We start from the raw sequence: 17,725 nt of genomic DNA on the forward strand, positions 1-17,725 counted from the left end.
TTATTGACTTTGTTTTATTAATAATTGATAAATATCCAACCTTGTAATGGTGCTGAACCAGTTCCTAAATCAATCACATATAAGTATGACCCTGATGGTAATTTTTCAGAATTGGACTTAAACGTTCCGTTCCAATTGTTCTTATAACCATTGGTTGCAAAGACTTCATGACCCCATCGATTATAAACCCTTACAACTGAATTAGGATAATTATCAATCCCTGGAATTACCCAACTGTCATTTATGCCATCGCCATTTGGAGTAAATGCCTGTGCCGGAACTAATAGCGGTGTGTTATCCTTAGGAAAGTAATCATCTGAATCTAAAATGCCATCGTTGTCATCATCATCATCACAAGAGTCTGCTATTAAATCTCCATCTGTGTCCAATCCTGTCAAGGTAAGTATCGCTTTTTCTGTAGTGGTGTTTCCACTAAGGTCTGTTGCTGTTAAAGTAATGGTATACGTTCCTAAGTTAGCACAGTCAAAATTTGTTTGGTCAATGCTTAAACTTGAGATACTGCAATTGTCATAACTTTCATCAATAAATTCTTCTGCTGTGACACTAACCAAACCGGTGTCGTCTAATGTTATGGTAACATCTTTAGCAATGATTTTTGGTGCTATATTATCCTCTACCGTAATTATGGCCGTTGCCGTATTACTGTTCCCTGAAAAGTCGGTTACCGTTAAGGTTACTGTATTAACCCCTAAATCGTCACAAGTAAAGGTATCCTTATCAAGAGTCATGGTTTTAATGGAACAATTATCTGTAGAACCATTGTCTATTTGACTAGGTACAATTGTTGCTGCTCCAATCTCATCCAATTGTACTACAATATCTTGTATTACCACTGTTGGTGGTGTTTTGTCAAGCAATATTATTTCTACTGAAGTTGTTTGGGTACAGCCGTTTGCATCCATTATAGTACAAATATATGTCCCTGCTTCTACTTCTGTTATAGTTGCAGTAGTAGCATCATTATCCCATGAATACGTGTATGGTGCTGTTCCTCCTGTAGCTGAAGCTGTAGCTGATCCGTCGCTACCACTACAGCTTACGTTAGCATTTACTACACTTGAAGCTACTAAAGCAGTAGTAGGTTCGGTTATTGTTACCGAGGAGATTGCTGTACAACCATTATCATCGGTTACAGTTACCTTGTACGTGCCGCCTGAAAGCCCCATTATTGAGGCTGTGGTAGCTCCATTATCCCATGAGTAAGTGTATGGTGCTGTTCCACCCGTAGCTGAAGCCGTAGCTGATCCATTACTTTCACCATTACAGCTTACGTTAGCATCTACTATACTTGAAGCTACCAAAATAGTAGGTTCTGTTATTGTTGCCGAGGCGGTTGCTGTACAACCATTATCATCGGTTACAGTTACCTTATACGTACCTGCTGAAAGCCCTGTTATTGAGGCTGTGGTAGCTCCATTATCCCATAAGTAAGTGTATGGTGCTGTTCCACCCGTAGCTGAAGCCGTAGCTGATCCATTACTTTCGCCATTACAGCTTACGTTAGCATCTACACTTGAAGCTACTAAAGCAGTAGGTTCGGTTATTGTTGCCGAGACGGTTGCTGTACAACCAATAGCATCGGTTACCGTTACCTTATATGTACCTGCTGAAAGCCCTGTTATTAAGGCTGTGGTAGCTCCATTATCCCATAAATACGTGTATGGTGCTGTTCCATCTGTTACATTAACCGCTGCTGCACCGCTAGATTCCCCATTGCAAGTAACATCGGTTTGTGAAGTAACAGTTACCGTGGGTGCTGAAACATTTATAGTTATCTCAGTATCACAATCATCAATTGATGAGCTTGAAGCTGTAAAAGTTGTTGTAGTATAAATTGTAAAAGGCGTACCGTTTGTGATATCATTATCCCAAGTAACAGTACCTCCGTGATTAGAAATTGCGCTTAATGTTATCAAAGTTCCTGAGCATACCACAGTATCAACAGGGGAAATAATTAAAGGTTCACAAAGTACGGTAATAACTACCTGTCCATCTCCTGACTGAAACCCCGATTCATTAACTTGGTTGTTACCAGTATTAAAGGATCCACCACCACCAGCTACCCTGCCACTATCACCTCCGGTATAGCCGCCGCCGCCGCCGCCGCCGTAGTATCCACGACCTTGACCGCCACCGCCAAATCCACCAGCTGCGTTATCACCAGCTTCAGGGTCTCCACCGGTACCACCGGCTGCTCCGTTTAGGAAAGAACTTCCACCAATCCCATAGATATAGTCATTGGCTCCATTTCCTATGAATCCGCCACCGCCGGATCCCCAACTTTCTGAAGGTGCAAAACCTCCGTCGCCTTCTACTGCTGCGTTTGGTGTTCCTCCTCCAGTTTCAACATCAATAGATCCAGTTGTTCCAAGAAGAGTAGTAACCCCTGGGTTACCGTTTTGAAGAACAACAACTCGCGTTCCTCCGCCTCCGCCAGCAATAACTAGTGGAGTAACGGCTGTGCCTGAAAATGGACCGGCACTAATTACATAAGGGGAAGTAGGGTCGCTAATAACGACAAAACTTCCACCGCCACCGCCGCCGTTTGATTCGCTGCTTTGACCTTGGCCCTTGCCTCCAACAGCAATTATAATGACATCACCTGGGTTTACATCAAAGTCCCCAGACATTTTAGCACCTTTACCACCTACATATCCTGTGTCTCCTGATGCTCCCTGAGCACCAAAAGCGGTGATATTAATTTTGCTTACTCCCGCAGGAACGGTGTAGCTTTCCATTGCTCCCGTATGATTAAATATCGTTGTTTGGGAGAATAGCCAGAGTGGCGATAAAAAAAACAACATTAAAAATTGTTTTCCAAGTAATTTTTGTTTCATAAAATTGGTTTTTAATGGTTATTTACTATGTTATAACCTGTGTGTAATTAAATTGTTTGATTTTTAATATTTTTGATTGGTTTATTAAAGATGAATTTATTGATATGTCGAACCAATGTTAATGCTGTTATCTTTTCCAAAATTCTTGTTTTAAAAACTTGAAAAGTTTTAGCATAATTTTTTCTGATTCTGGAATGGTCGCAGAGTTGTGAAATAATATTGATTTTTTTTTCTTGCTTTTATAAGAATATAGGGATGTATCTTATATTTTTTTGATTAGCTCTATTTGACATTTACAGTTTGAAACAAATCCAATTGAATACTCTGAGATAAGTAACCTCTGACACCCAGATAAAACACAATCAGACATTTGTTGTTTTATGTTTTTCAAAAAATGAACATCTTGAACTTCTGTTTTTATAATATCCAACGAATTGAAAATTCCATTTATGGAACAAACTATAAGCAATTTATACCCTTAGAACCAGTTATTTTGAGAAGCATAGAACACTTGGTTTGTTTTTCAATTTCAATATTATAAAATTCACTATATTAATAAATATCTAGGCAATTTATTTTGCTGCCAATAATTACACCCAACAGGTTAAAAAATATATTTTTCTCTCATATAATAAGTAGGTTGTCTTTAAAGATTTTAAAAATAGCTTTAATAAATTAAGCATAATTGATAAATACGTTCTACGATTTAAAAAACTGAACACAAAGAAATCTATTAAAAACATTTAAAACAGACTATATGTTATAAACAACTAAAAACTGTAATAGATGATATAATTCATATCAAAATCAAATGTATTAAGGTTAAAAATGGCCTATCTTTTAAGCAAGACAAAGTGACATTGGAATTACTATACCTACTTAGGCATAAAGATGTTGTAGAAACAAAAAATTAGACAAGTCTCATAAAGAGACTTAAATTCAATTACTAAACCATTATTTATAACTATTGGACTCCTAATAGGTTTAGTTTTTCCTTTGTAATAAAAAAGAGCAACATCTCAGCCATTTGAGTCATTAGATACTTTTTATATTTTCAATTAATTTTTCAGCCTTATTTAATAATGAAAACTAAATTAACACTTTATTTTTTGCCTTTTATAAATTCCACATTGCCGATTTATTCCATTTAAGTAGTATAAGACTTTTAAAAATTTCTATATCCCTGATATTTACAAAAAACCTTCAAGAAGATTTTTTAATACAGTTTCATACAATCGTTTTGTTGAATTAATGTAATTCAATATACTGCCATTAACCTTATATATAACATGAAAAATGCACAATGAGTTTGAGAGACAAAATATTGCTCAGAAAACGCTCGGTCTTAGAAACCATAAATGATTAGCTAAAACATAAGATTTTTTAATCGAATAAAACACTATAATCACACATGTTACAAAACAACCAACACATACTACCTATTGATTTATATTCGCACCATTATCTTTTTATGAGTAGTAATTAAGGTAAGATTTGGGGCTAAAGCAGACTATTCGTAGTCTGCTTTTTTAATACTAATGCTTACTACATAGTTTTTAAAATTAGAGAACTTATTATTGTTGGTGTTGGTACTTTTGTATAAGACATTATTGTAAGCTATAAATTAGATTAAATTATTGCTTACACTTCAACTCTTATTTCAATATCTTTTTATTAGGTTAGCCATTTAGTTTCTATATTTTTAAGTAGTTATTAAAGAATTACCAAATGAAGAAACATTTAAAACTCATTTGGTCAAACATAAGTTTTAAACCTTTACAAAATTCTGTTCAAACAAAGGTTGCAAAAGAAACAAGCTACAATTAGCAATGTCATTTTAGCTGCCAGGATGTAAAAACTCCATAGGAAGATACTAACAATTGTATCTTTAGACTTTTCTGAAATTAGTTAAAAAAGAATTTTTAACTTTTAAACTACATTATGTTTTTTAAAAATAAAAGAATTTCTTGAAACCCACTATCCTCCACACAGATCGATAGAGCTTTTTCGCTTGTTTCATTTTGACTAAGAAGCAGTCAAAAAAATAAATTCTGTTATTTAGACTCCCGTTTTATTCATTATTTAAAATTTTAGAGACATGTACACCTGAACCTTTAGGTTTCAATAGAATAACAATTTCAACGAAAATCCAGATACAGAGCCTCGAGGAATTCTTTTTGATTAAATAAAAAAAGCACGCATATAATGTATACGTACTTTTTTTATAGACAAACTATACTAAGAACCATCTAGTAGAGTTTATTTCTAATCTATATATTGATTGAATGTTATTTTTGCATAAATATCCAACTATCCTTAAATACGTCTGTATTTAATTTAGTGTTTCTAAAATCTAGTGTTTCCCTCAACGTTTTAAAGTATCCTGCACTTACATAATACCTACCCGTTCTATGTTCTTTAAAAATTTGAAAAGGAATATTACGCTGAGTCAAATATTTCTCTAACTTATCCACATTATCCTTATTTTTAAGCACGTGTACTATAACATAGTAACCTTTCTCTATAATAGATGAGTCGTCTGGATTTTCTAAGGTATAAACTCTTTCTTTTTTGTTGTTTTTCTTATTAATTGAATCAATAATTTTATTTTGCTTTAATTCTATTTCTTCTATTTTTTGAATAATTTCTATTTGAGATACCTTAATGGAAGTATTTATAGAATCTTTAATTTTGCTTAAAGCTTTTTGGTTTTTTAATTCTCTATCAATAGATTCTTTATTAGTTTCCGCCTCAGATTTAAGCATATCTTCTATTGATTCGAGCCGAGAAACCACATTTTTTTCAAATAAGTTAGTTTTCCTTTTTGCTATTGGGTTTATGCCCTTTATTCTCCAAACCAATCCTGTATTTAACTGGTAATGGTTTCCAATACCTTCAACACTGGTTTTATTAACTTTTCCAATCATATTTATTAAAACGCCAACTCTAGGTGAAATCCAGTATCTAAAACCAGCCGTTAGGTCAAAATTAGTTTTTGTTATATGGTTTATGTTATATACTCCCCCTCCCAGTCCTAAGTAAACATTAAAGTCCTCATTATCAAAAAGTAATTTATCCAAATACAAATTTGCTAAAACATCTGCACTATAATAATATTTAGTAGTTTCTCCATTTAGTAATATTTTGTTAGATGAAAGTGTAAGTGAAGCCGTCCAATTATCTGTAAATGATCTTTCTGCCGTTATAAAAAAAGGGGTATTAAAATCCCATCTGTCCACATCAAATGGAATTGGACCTTCATTACTATTGTCTATTAAATTAACTCCAAAGGCTAAATTAAAAGAATAATTTTCAACAGTTTTCAAAACGAGGGATTGTGCTATACCATCAATTGATATTATAAATAGTAGGATAATTAATAAGTTTTTTGTTTTCATGTGACTATTGTTTTTAAGGTTTATTTTTGAAGAAGGATCATTTATTCTTTAATCTATAACAACATAGTTATAGCCAAAGGATAGTTCATATCATAAATGACATATCCTTATTTTTGTTTTTTGTTATTGAAAAAATTTAATGAATAAGCTGGTAAATTTTTAGTAAAAAGTAGAACTCATAATGCATGTTCTTCTATCTGAGAGGTCTAAAATCAGGAACTTATCTTACAATAAAACTGTTGCAACTGTTATTATAATAATACAATTACAAGTAGTTTTATTTATTTAACTACCTTACAACAAGTCAATTACAAGTATTTTACCGCTTAATAAAACATTGGTCATTTTATTTTGAAACCTATCAAAATTTTCTAGGCAGCAAAACCAACACTTTCGCAAGATTTAATAAATAATTTACCAAAGGCTCCTAATATAGAATCTAATAAATTTTAGATTTAGCATCTTCTTTCTGCATGCAAAACATAAAATATAATGAATTTATTTAATCCTAAACACTTCAGTTGTATTTCCTTTATCTTGATTCATCTTTATTTAATATTTGAGTTATTTTTATTGAATATAATAAAGCCATAAACTCATTTTGTTCGATTGCTTCGCCACTACCAGTCACAAAATTCTGATTGGTAGAATACTTTTAATAATTTATATCTATGTTTCTTAGCTGCCTTAAGAGTTTTTATTAAAGCTTCTAAAAACACTCCAACACATTTGTTTGATCACTTTTTTTAACACAATTAATGTTTGGAAAAACAAAAGAAGTTAGATAAAACTCATACTTTCTTTAATATATTTGGCTATAACATTACATCACAGAAGGCATACTTAACTAAAACAATCACCTCCAGTTGATGTGATTCAAAACAATTTTTATATACTTATATTCTATTACTTTAAACTTAAATCCCAGTATATAATCACATATTTAAAATATATCAATACAAATGGCTTTAAGCCTATGATTAATTTGCAAAAATAGATGTAAGAACCAATCGTCTTCAAAATTTGTAATAACTGGCTTGAAAATGTATTAACTGGAGATTTATCAAACTAAAAAGATTGTTTTTTAACATTATAGGCAAAAAAAAACTTATCTATAATGTATTTAATAAACTTTACTTTATATATAAAATACTGGATTATTTTATAGTGTTACTAAATCATATTAAATAGCTTTTAATAATGTAAATACTCCTTTACAGAAGAAAATCGTCGATTTGAGATAGGAACGATATAATTATCTGACAATATACAATATTGCCCTCCGTTATCTCTAACAATATTATTTAGATAAGCAACATTAACTATGTAACTATTATGAACTCTTAAAAAATCATTATCTTGAAATAATTTATCATAATATCCTAAATTTTTACAAACTAAGGTATTCGTTTTATTTTGAAGATAAATAGAGGTGTAACGTCCTGAGGATTTTAAATAGACTATATTAGAAACTTCTAAAACCTTAATTCCTTTATGAGAATTAATAGCGATGTACTTTGGCATAAATTATATTTTTTTTGGTAACAAAAGGTTATTCTTTTAATTCAATCCTGGAATTAAACTCGACTTAAATATTTAGCAGTTTATCCTCTAACATGTTGTAATAATTTAAGAGATCAAAATATATATATAGCCTTTTCTCTTTAGCTGTAATTTTATTCATAGCATTAACTGAAACAATTTTATCATAAATTACTGTTTTAACCATTTTACTAAAATCATTATAATTTTTAAAAAAAGTAGTTCTTTCTACCAATTGCAGCTCAAAAATACTCCTTATAACATTAAAAAAATTACTGACTTCCAATTTATCTTTCAATATATTTTCAATATTCTTGTTTGCTGTGACAAATTGATTCATTTCTTCAGAATTATTTGACCCAATATTATAAATTCTGAATTTACAGTAAGTTATTTCTTTCGTAGTTAATTTAATACTAGCATTAAAATCTCTATTTTTAATAAACACCATATACGCTTTTACAATAAATTCATTTAACAAAACATCAAGGATTAAGTTTTCTTTCTTTATTATATAATCTGAAGCAACCAAATAATCGTATATATATTCTGAATATTTTAAGGCTAATTTTTTAATTTCATCTTTAACCAAATCATAACGATCAATTTGACCAAAACTAATACCCAACAATGCTGTTTCAAATAAATCTAAAGAACTATATTTAAAAAACAGATTATCAATGACTAAGTGATATTCATCTGCCTCAATTTCTAAAAGTTTCTGAATTTCAAATTCAGAATAATTTAAAATATACATTTTAAGTATTGCAGATTCTGAAAAATTCAATTTTAAAGCTTTTAAACTCAAGTTATCACTTATACACAACTCCTTAGTAGGTTTTATCATTTTTAAAATATATTTTATGACAAACTTATCTATGAAAACAATTAAAAGTACAGAACACGTTATAAATGACTTGCAATCGTAATAAGTGACTTAATATTAATACGAGTGTCATAAAAATGAATTAATTAAAATTTTTAATATATAAACCGAAAACTTCAAATGAACAAAAGTATGATCGTAAATTTTCAGCTCATTAAAGTTGCTCATACAAAATGGCTATGTTAAAAAACGAAATGCATATTATTCTTGTACCACGAACTGAAATAAGGGTGCATAATTTTGAGCATTATGTATAGAAATGATAAAGTAATGAGACGGTATTTAAAATCTTTTAAACTGAAAACACACACATACATTCTGAAAAAAAATAAAATAGATGTTAGTAAGACTAAAGAAAATCTTTGTTACGAAAATGCACTGGCAAAAAGGTTAACGAGATTCTTAAAGATGAATTTTATCTATACCAAACCTTTACAAATACAACTAACACGAAAAGAGCTACAAAAAATGCAATTAATTTATACAACGAAATAAGATTACACTTATCTTTAGATTTTAAAACACCGGATATGGTATATAAATTAACAGTCTAATCCCGATAGTTATCAGGACAATTGTAATCTGCAGCCATAGACATTAAACTAAATAAACTCCATTAATATGTTAATATGCATGATAATGACTTACAAACAGCGTATTATTAATACAAAACTCTCAAAAATTAATAACTTACAATATAATATTTACAGTAAAATTTATTTGCCACCATTAAACATTCATGAATTATAATGTTTTATTAATAATTTTACACCATCCAGATCAAAACAACTAAATACTCATAACTATGAGTCCTAAAATTAACCTATATGAAAAATACTAACTCTCTTTCGATTTTTTATCATTATTACGACATGGTTTATTCCAATAAAGATTCAACATTGCTAGAAAAAGAAATTTTAGAAAATTATGCCAAAGATGAAGGAATTAATAAAGAACAAATAGAGAAGTTCTTATCATCTCAAAAAGATTTGAAAAATGAAGAATCCTTTATAAGTAATTTTGAGTTTTTATATAAATTACATGTTTCTGTAAGCAAACATTACGTAATAAAAAAAAACATACAGGAAATATTAAAAAAATATTGCTTAATGATCGGTTTTTATAATAGTAATATAGATAAACTATCAAAGACATTATTGATCAACGCTAAAAAAAATGTTGCTTTTTCCGATTTATTACCCCTATTAAATAATATGTAGATTAAATAGATTAATACATTTTTCCAAGTTCTATTTATACTAATCATTTTGTACATGCCTTATAGTATCCAAAAACGATACCTGAAACTAAATACAATGTGATAGTCACATTAGTAAGACACATATGTTAATTTTATGGATTTACTCATATTAAAAAGTTTTAGATACCTAAAAAATAACATAGCCTTTAAACATGACCACCATAAAAGATGTGGTTTTTATTAATAAACAAATAGAATGGAAAATTCATTTTTAATTAAAAGTGCAAAAATTTCTTTATAAACGGAATTTTTCTATTAGAAATGGGAACAATACAATTTTCTTTTAGAACACAATAATATCCACCCTTATCTTTAAAAATATTTTCAAGATGTGCCACATTTATCAAATAACTACGATGTACTTTTATGAAGTGAATCTCTTTAAATAATTTTTCATAATATCCTAAGTTTTTAAACGCTTTAAAACTAGTTTTATTCTGTAAATATACTATTGTACTATTCCTAGAGGCTTCTAAATATAATATATTAGAGGCCTTTACTATTTTTATATTTTCTTTTGTATTGATTGCTATATGCTCTAATGTTGCCTTCGAATCGTTTTGAGTTTTATTTTTTTCCATTATTTATACTTGTAAAATACTATTTTTTATAAAAAACAAATGTTCTTTTAAAAGACTATTCTAATTTATTAAGAGCAAACACTCTATAAGTAAACACAAAAAAATATAACCCCAAAGAAAACACTTACACATATATCTAACTAGGTAAAATTTAGAATAATTTATTCACATATATTCTGCATGGCAATTACATTTAAAGCATTAAAAATATTTATTATAAATGACATCTATTCACAATAGATGATAATATTTGCTACTTATCGACAAATAAGTATTTTTAGTTTTTGCTAAAAAAAAAGTCTAAACATTAATATTCAGTGTTTTAATGTTAAAAAATATGATAAAACGAGCATAGATTCTTAAAAAATAAATTATTTTTGCTTATATATTAAATTAATCTATAGCATAATGGGCAATGTGCAACTCTCAGCATTATTTCATCATTACCATCACAAAACCTTTAGTGATCCTTTTTTTACTGAATTAGAGAAAGAAATTTCAGAAAAATTTGGTGAAGATTTAGGAATTACCCCATGTGTAATTCAAAATAAATTATTAAATCCCAAAGATATCATTGAATTTGAATACGACTTTGATATTCAATTTGAATATCTCTATTCCTTTTACAATTCTGTATCTAAAAATTATATTATTACTGATAAAATAGAAACTATTTTGAAAAAGTACTGTCTTAAAGTTGGTTTTTTTAATAGCAATTTAAATGAACTTTCAGAGTTTCTATTAAAATGCACTTATTCAAACATACCTTTTAATGATGTTTTAAATGCAATAAAACTATAATAGCTAATGGAAATAATATATCAAATTTTAGTATGTTAAGATAGAAACATCTTCTTAAGCTTTATTCGTTTAATCCTTTTCAAACATAGCACCGATAAAAGTAAGTATAACAAAATTATCACAAGTATGTTTTTTCTTTAATAGTCTATAATACTTTGCATTATCTATTTTAAGTAGTTTATTTTACCGTCTTCTATTGTTATTCAACAAAAAAACATTTATTTATTTTTTTTAGCATTTAAAACAAGTAAAAGCCTTTTATAACCATTTAGAACGATACAGATTTACACTTTTATAAATTTGTTTTGTCATAACTTTTATTATGCTAAATAAAAAAAAAATTAATTATGTAAATTTAAAATTAGAATTTTTAGAATCTGCTATTTTGAAGACGTATGCGTTGGGATATTCTGAAAAAGATATATGTAACCTCCTCGATTTAAAAATTTCTGACTACCACTTAATTTTACACAAGCTATATTTAAAGTATAATACTAGAGAATTATTTCAAACTGTTTATCTTGCTATAGAAAACGGACAAATTGATCGTTATGATTTAGTGAAAGAAGAAACTAAACAAGCTGCTCTACTAATTTCAAAAAAAGTAGTTGATTATTTTAATACAGATAACGTTAAAGCATCAATTATTACTGAACTCATTAAAACATTTATTGAAGAAACCCATAAAAATTTTTTGAAAAATTTAGATGCAACTGTTAACTTAGATATAACTCAAGAACAAAGTATCTATTGTTACTTAAAAATCACCAATAACCTCAACGCAAAATCAAGAATATCTTATCAAATTATTAATTCTAACAATAATATAGAAAAAAATTTAGCCTATAAATTAAAAGTCAATAACTTTTTTAATGTAATAAGGCGAATCTTTGAACTTAATCTAATCAATAGAACTAAATTTATTTCAGACCATAATGGTTTCGAGAAAAAACTATTAAAAACTTACAAAGATAAAATTGCCTGTGTTAAATATATTAAAAAAGCAAAATTAGAAGAACAAAATCTTTATATATATTTTGATTTAATCAATTTTTATAATGATTTAGAAAACAAATCACTTCACATAAAAAAGTACAAAAAAAACCATAAATTATGAAGAATGGCTGTTTACACATAATCACTTTGCGTATAACAAAAGTTTTGTTAGTGAACCGATACAATAATTAGGTAGGTTTCCTACAAACAATATTATTGTTTTTCAGAAGCGTATATAATTCCTAATTTCCAAAAGGAAATTTTTGCATGTACATAGGACTCAAACTTTCTTTTTTATTGAATTATAAATTTTGATATTTTTATAATCCACGCTTTCTATAAGCTATAATGATCATATACTAAGTCTTTTTAGAGTATATTAGTAATTCAATCAGTCATTTTATTTCTTTTATATTAATTCTTCACTAATAATAATTTATACACTTGAAAGAAACTACAATAAGTTAGACTGTTAAAAAAAGATAATCAAAATCAATTCCTCTAAAAATACAGTTCATTAAAACAAATAACAAGCACTTATTACAAACATTGCGGTAAACTATGTAATCAATCTATTTTTGCCTCAAAAAAGCGACTATGTCTTTAGTTAATAAAGAAAAATCCAATTTAAATTGGCATGTATTGTACGTTAGAGCAAAACAAGAATTTAAAATTGAAGATCATATTAATAATTCAGACTTTGATATAGAGGCTTTTTGTCCATCACGAATAGAAACAAGAATCTGGAGTGATAGAAAAAAGAAAGTTAGCGTGCCCATTTTACCCTCAATTATTTTAATAAAAACCCAAGAATCTCTTAGAGATAAAGTTTTTTCAATACCAGGTACTATACGCTATTTATTTTGGCTAGGAAAACCAGCCATTGTTAAAGAAACTGAAATAGAACAATTACGTTTTGTATCTCAACACAAAGATATAGTTTCTCATGAAGTTGAAGTACTAAAACCTGGAAAGACGATAAACCTAAAACCATTTGGGTTTTCTGACGCAAATGGCATTATTGAAAAAGTATCAAACAATGTATGCTGGATTATTTTAGAAACTTTAGGCTTTACAATTAAAGTAACTCTAAAATAAATAAAAATACAATTAGTAATATTTCTCTATTAGCACAAAAAATGTGACTAATAGCGGCGAAGCCGTGAAATTTCAGATGCTTTCATCTGAATGGATTTATTTAAAAACCATCCAAATAAACTCAAAATCAAAGAATATAGTAAGAGTGTCAAAGTTGAGACTTTACATTAATCTGCTAATTTCTTAAACCTTCAAGAAATACGCAAAAAACAATACCATAACAATTATGATAGAATTATTTAACTAGTAAAAAATAAAATTATGAATATAATTTCAAAATTTTTAAATGAGTATATACCTCTGGCTACGGTGATGATCATTTTGGTTTCATACTTTATTTCATTAAGTGTTTTTCCTGTTATAATTTATCTTAACTTAACAAAAAAACTCTCAAAGAAACCAAATAACAGAAGCTCTCATGTTAATAACATCCCAACTCTTGGAGGCATCCCTATTTTTATAAGTATTATTGTAACAACAACATTGTTAACAGCACTTATTGGTAACTTGAAAGAAATGTCTAATGCTCTAATTTTAAATATTTCCCTTGTTCTATTATTTTTTGTTGGAATTAAAGATGATATTTTAGAAATATCGTCTCGTAAAAAATTTGCAACGCAATGCTTATCTACTTTATTAATCATAATTTGTTCGCAAATAAAAATTTCATCCTTTCAAGGTATTATAGGTATTCATGATTTGCACCGATTTGTTTCAATAGTATTTACACTATTTGTTTTTACACTAATTATTAATGCTTTTAACCTAATAGATGGTATTGATGGTTTAGCTGGATCCTTAACAATTATTATTAGCTTGTTTTTTGGGGTATATCACTTACTTAATAAAAATTTTGTTGATGGCTTTTTTTCTTTTGCAATTATTGGAGCCACACTAGCTTTTCTAAAATATAATATATCAAATCATCGAAAAATATTTATGGGAGATACCGGATCAATGACCATAGGATTTTTATTGGCTTATCAGTCTGTTAGCTTACTTTCAATGCAAAAAAATACAGAGTTATTGTATCAAATTCACAATACACCGGTTTTTATTCTAGCCTTACTATCATTTCCTTTATTTGACACTTTTCGGGTTTTTATTATTCGAATAAAAAACAAAAAAAATCCATTTTCAGCAGACAGAAATCATTTACATCATAAATTAATCGATTTAGGATTATCTCATTTACAAGCAACAGGTCTCATTACACTATATACTATATTTATTACATCAATAACATTTATTTTTCAAGATTTTAATATAAATACACATCTAGTAATTGTAGCATTGTTAAGTACTATTCTTTTATTAGTACCATTCTTTATTAAAAGAAAAGAGGATGCAAGCAAATTTGTTTTTCCCTTTTTTTAGAACGTATAACCACTAATTTTTTATTAAATTACTAATATAGGTATAATGATATAGTAGACTTAAAAATAGATCCTACGATTGATAGACCAGAAAAACAAACCTGGACAAACTCTTTTGGAACGCCATATACAACTCAAAGGCTGTAAGTATATTGATGAAATTATCCCCTAAGGTACTAAACAAGATTTAGAAGATATATTACAAAGCTTCAAGGTGATGTACGAATTGTTGGAGATGGGTATAAATTAAAAAATTTACAAGGCGCACATACTGCAAAACAAAAGGTATTAAACTATATTATAACAAACGAGAACACAAATGTTTTTCTTACACATTATCAAGACATCAAAATAATTAATAATGAAAGCATTAAATTACATTTAAAAGTAGACAATAAAAAAAATCTAAAACTGATTTATACAAAAAAATTAATCTTAAAGAAAATGACTATTCCTAAACATCCTATTAAAAATAGATGTGTTTTACCTCCTATACTCAAGATATTTTAATGGTAAAACTCCTTAATTAGATAGAGGATCAGGCCAATTAGGTGTTGATTGCAGTTTTGCGATTTATGTACAAAAAAAAGAATTAATAGCTCAATTATTTATATTTAAAACCATTCCGAAAATAGTCGTTCCCGCTAAGAACTATTTTCTGACATAATTATTCTAAGCTTAACATTATTTCTCAACTAATTACCAACTATAACTAAAAAAGAGCAAGATTGTCAACTTACCTCTTTAAAGATCATTAAAAAAATTATAACTCTTTTTTTTTTAAACTCAATTAGCACTAATCAACTAATAACTAAAGAAACATGTGTGGTATTGTAGGCTATATAGGAAGTAGACCAGCTTCCCCAATTATTATACAAGGATTAAAACGACTAGAATACCGTGGTTATGATAGCGCAGGTATTGCTTTATATGCTAAAGGAACTGTTAATCTATATAAAACACTAGGCAAAGTTGCCGAGTTAGAAACTTTAAATGATTTCGCAGCAGCCTCTCAATGTATTGGCATGGGACATACACGTTGGGCGACTCACGGTATTCCATCTAATGCCAATGCACATCCCCACACCTCCAGTTCTGGAGAGCTAGTACTAGTACACAATGGAATTATTGAAAACTACGACGCTTTAAAGCGAGTTTTAGTCAAGAAAGGCTATACGTTTCAATCGGACACCGATACAGAGGTATTAGTGAACTTAATTGAGGATGTGCAAAAAACACACAATTATAAATTAGGTAAAGCGGTACAAATGGCTTTAACCCAAGTTACTGGCGCCTATGCTATTGTTGTATTTGATACTAAAAAACCCAATGAATTAGTCGTAGCAAAATTAGGAAGTCCCTTAGCTATTGGTATAGGAGACCGTGAGTTTTTTATTGCTAGCGATGCCTCCCCTTTTATCCAGTTTACGAACAAAGCCATTTATTTAGAAGATCATCAAATGGCTATATTAAAACAGGGAAAAAAACCAAAAATAAAAAACATTAAAGATGGTCTTGTAATAGATTATTACCTTCAAGAATTAGAGCTTAATTTAGAACAGATGGAAAAAGGAGGCTATGATCATTTTATGATCAAGGAGATATTTGAGCAACCTCATGCCATTAAAAACACCTATCGAGGCCGTTTACTAGTCGATCAAAGCTTTATCAAAATGGCTGGGCTCGAAGATCATTTAGAAAAATTAAACAATGCTAACCGTATCATTATCGTTGCCTGTGGTACCTCTTGGCATGCAGCTTTAGTAGCAGAATATACTTTTGAAGATTTAGCAAGAATCCCTGTAGAAGTAGAATATGCTTCGGAGTTTAGATACAGAAATCCCATAATTGCAGAAAAAGATGTCGTAATTGCCATTTCACAATCAGGTGAAACTGCTGACACCTTAGCGGCTATTAAATTAGCTAAATCTAGAGGAGCATTTGTTTTTGGTGTTTGTAACGTCGTAGGCTCGTCTATTGCACGTGAAACTCATGCAGGTGCTTATACGCATGCAGGTCCAGAAATAGGAGTTGCATCAACAAAAGCCTTTACTACACAAGTTACCGTACTAACACTTATTGCCTTACGTTTAGCCATATTCAAAGGCAATATTTCAAATTCAGATTTCAAACATCATTTACATGAGCTTGAAATGATTCCTGAAAAAGTTGAAAAAGCATTAGAATCAGACGCTCAAATTAAAGTGATTGCTGATATTTACAAAAACTCAGCTAATTGCTTATACTTAGGAAGAGGATATAATTTTCCCGTTGCCCTTGAAGGCGCCCTAAAACTAAAAGAAATATCCTATATACATGCCGAAGGCTATCCTGCTGCAGAAATGAAACATGGGCCTATTGCATTAATTGATGAACATATGCCGGTAATCGTCATTGCAACAAAAAAAGGACATTATGACAAAGTAGTCAGTAACATTCAAGAAATTAAAGCTAGAAAAGGTAAAATCATTGCTATTGTCACTGAAGGAGATGTTGATATTAGAGAGCTATCAGATCATGTGATTGAAGTTCCTGAAACGTTAGAAGCTTTAACACCACTATTAACCACTATTCCCTTACAGTTACTATCTTATCATATTGCTGTATTATTGGGGAAAAATGTAGACCAACCAAGAAATTTAGCAAAGTCAGTTACAGTAGAATAAAATCCCTTTTCAAAGCTTAAATTATTAAAAATTTTATACTGCTTATGTCTTTTCATAACTACCAATTAAATCATTATAATGTCATGTATAATGACTCTTTTACAAATTCAAATGCATTGAAGTCTTTCACCAAGGACATTGTTACCAATATTATTAAAAAACACTCGGAGTCTTATATTTTAGTTCAAATCTAAACTAATATCAATTTAGATACAGAAGCTAAAGAACATTAGTTAGGTACTTTGAGGCATAAAAATCACAT

The 17,725-nt window shown here is 29.1% G+C and carries 12 protein-coding genes and 4 pseudogenes; 10 read left to right on the forward strand and 6 right to left on the reverse strand.

Features of this window, described 5'->3' with window-relative positions; translation table 11 throughout:
- Positions 1 to 17: 17 nt before the first annotated feature.
- On the reverse strand, positions 18 to 2,858 hold the full coding sequence (locus DKT72_RS18605; RefSeq protein WP_111308290.1) for a T9SS type B sorting domain-containing protein: 2,841 nt from the start codon (positions 2,856 to 2,858) through the stop codon (positions 18 to 20).
- A gap of 47 nt (positions 2,859 to 2,905) precedes the next feature.
- A pseudogene (locus DKT72_RS18520) lies at positions 2,906 to 3,366 on the reverse strand (transposase); the annotation flags it as partial.
- Between the two features lie 630 nt (positions 3,367 to 3,996).
- Here DKT72_RS18520 and DKT72_RS18875 point away from each other — a divergent pair.
- Both DKT72_RS18875 and DKT72_RS18880 read left to right on the forward strand, forming a co-directional pair.
- Positions 3,997 to 4,112, forward strand: a pseudogene (locus DKT72_RS18875) (IS982 family transposase); the annotation flags it as partial.
- 20 nt (positions 4,113 to 4,132) lie between these two features.
- A pseudogene (locus DKT72_RS18880) lies at positions 4,133 to 4,221 on the forward strand (transposase); the annotation flags it as partial.
- A gap of 925 nt (positions 4,222 to 5,146) precedes the next feature.
- Here the strand turns inward: DKT72_RS18880 and DKT72_RS08385 are convergent.
- From DKT72_RS08385 to DKT72_RS08395, 3 genes are all read right to left on the reverse strand, one after another.
- Positions 5,147 to 6,256, reverse strand: a complete 1,110-nt coding sequence (locus tag DKT72_RS08385; RefSeq protein ID WP_111308291.1) for an SPOR domain-containing protein — start codon at positions 6,254 to 6,256, stop codon at positions 5,147 to 5,149.
- 1,194 nt (positions 6,257 to 7,450) lie between these two features.
- Positions 7,451 to 7,780 (reverse strand): LytR/AlgR family response regulator transcription factor, encoded by a 330-nt coding sequence (locus DKT72_RS08390; RefSeq protein ID WP_111308292.1) that lies wholly within the window; start codon positions 7,778 to 7,780, stop codon positions 7,451 to 7,453.
- Between the two features lie 64 nt (positions 7,781 to 7,844).
- Positions 7,845 to 8,645 carry a hypothetical protein gene (locus DKT72_RS08395; protein WP_111308293.1) on the reverse strand — a complete coding sequence of 267 codons (801 nt, stop codon included), beginning with the start codon at positions 8,643 to 8,645 and terminating at the stop codon, positions 7,845 to 7,847.
- Positions 8,646 to 9,046: 401 nt separating this feature from the next.
- Between DKT72_RS08395 and DKT72_RS18715 the strand changes: the two genes are divergently transcribed.
- Together DKT72_RS18715 and DKT72_RS08405 are read left to right on the forward strand one after the other, a co-directional pair.
- A complete protein-coding gene (locus DKT72_RS18715) occupies positions 9,047 to 9,238 on the forward strand; it encodes an IS3 family transposase (protein ID WP_111308294.1) in 192 nt (63 codons plus the stop codon).
- A 273-nt stretch (positions 9,239 to 9,511) separates the two neighbouring features.
- Positions 9,512 to 9,904 carry a hypothetical protein gene (locus DKT72_RS08405; protein ID WP_162623272.1) on the forward strand — a complete coding sequence of 131 codons (393 nt, stop codon included), beginning with the start codon at positions 9,512 to 9,514 and terminating at the stop codon, positions 9,902 to 9,904.
- Positions 9,905 to 10,160: 256 nt separating this feature from the next.
- Here DKT72_RS08405 and DKT72_RS08410 read toward each other — a convergent pair whose 3' ends face one another.
- Complete coding sequence (locus DKT72_RS08410; RefSeq protein ID WP_111308296.1) at positions 10,161 to 10,526, reverse strand: LytR/AlgR family response regulator transcription factor; 366 nt, start codon at positions 10,524 to 10,526, stop codon at positions 10,161 to 10,163.
- 408 nt (positions 10,527 to 10,934) lie between these two features.
- Between DKT72_RS08410 and DKT72_RS08415 the strand changes: the two genes are divergently transcribed.
- The 6 genes and pseudogenes from DKT72_RS08415 (at position 10,935) to glmS (ending at position 17,463) form a co-directional block, all read left to right on the forward strand.
- Positions 10,935 to 11,327, forward strand: coding sequence for a hypothetical protein (locus DKT72_RS08415; protein WP_111308297.1), 393 nt, complete (start codon positions 10,935 to 10,937; stop codon positions 11,325 to 11,327).
- A gap of 322 nt (positions 11,328 to 11,649) precedes the next feature.
- A complete protein-coding gene (locus tag DKT72_RS08420) occupies positions 11,650 to 12,444 on the forward strand; it encodes a hypothetical protein (RefSeq protein ID WP_111308298.1) in 795 nt (264 codons plus the stop codon).
- Between the two features lie 476 nt (positions 12,445 to 12,920).
- Positions 12,921 to 13,421, forward strand: a complete 501-nt coding sequence (locus tag DKT72_RS08425; RefSeq protein ID WP_111308299.1) for a transcription termination/antitermination NusG family protein — start codon at positions 12,921 to 12,923, stop codon at positions 13,419 to 13,421.
- Positions 13,422 to 13,682: 261 nt separating this feature from the next.
- On the forward strand, positions 13,683 to 14,798 hold the full coding sequence (locus tag DKT72_RS08430; protein WP_111308300.1) for an MraY family glycosyltransferase: 1,116 nt from the start codon (positions 13,683 to 13,685) through the stop codon (positions 14,796 to 14,798).
- A gap of 50 nt (positions 14,799 to 14,848) precedes the next feature.
- Positions 14,849 to 15,156: pseudogene (locus DKT72_RS18525) on the forward strand (adenylyltransferase/cytidyltransferase family protein); the annotation flags it as partial.
- Between the two features lie 462 nt (positions 15,157 to 15,618).
- Positions 15,619 to 17,463: a glutamine--fructose-6-phosphate transaminase (isomerizing) gene (gene glmS, locus DKT72_RS08440; RefSeq protein ID WP_111308301.1), complete on the forward strand. Its 1,845-nt coding sequence runs from the start codon at positions 15,619 to 15,621 to the stop codon at positions 17,461 to 17,463.
- Positions 17,464 to 17,725 lie beyond the last annotated feature (262 nt).

Source organism: Confluentibacter sediminis (assembly GCF_003258355.1).
Taxonomy (GTDB): domain Bacteria; phylum Bacteroidota; class Bacteroidia; order Flavobacteriales; family Flavobacteriaceae; genus Confluentibacter; species Confluentibacter sediminis.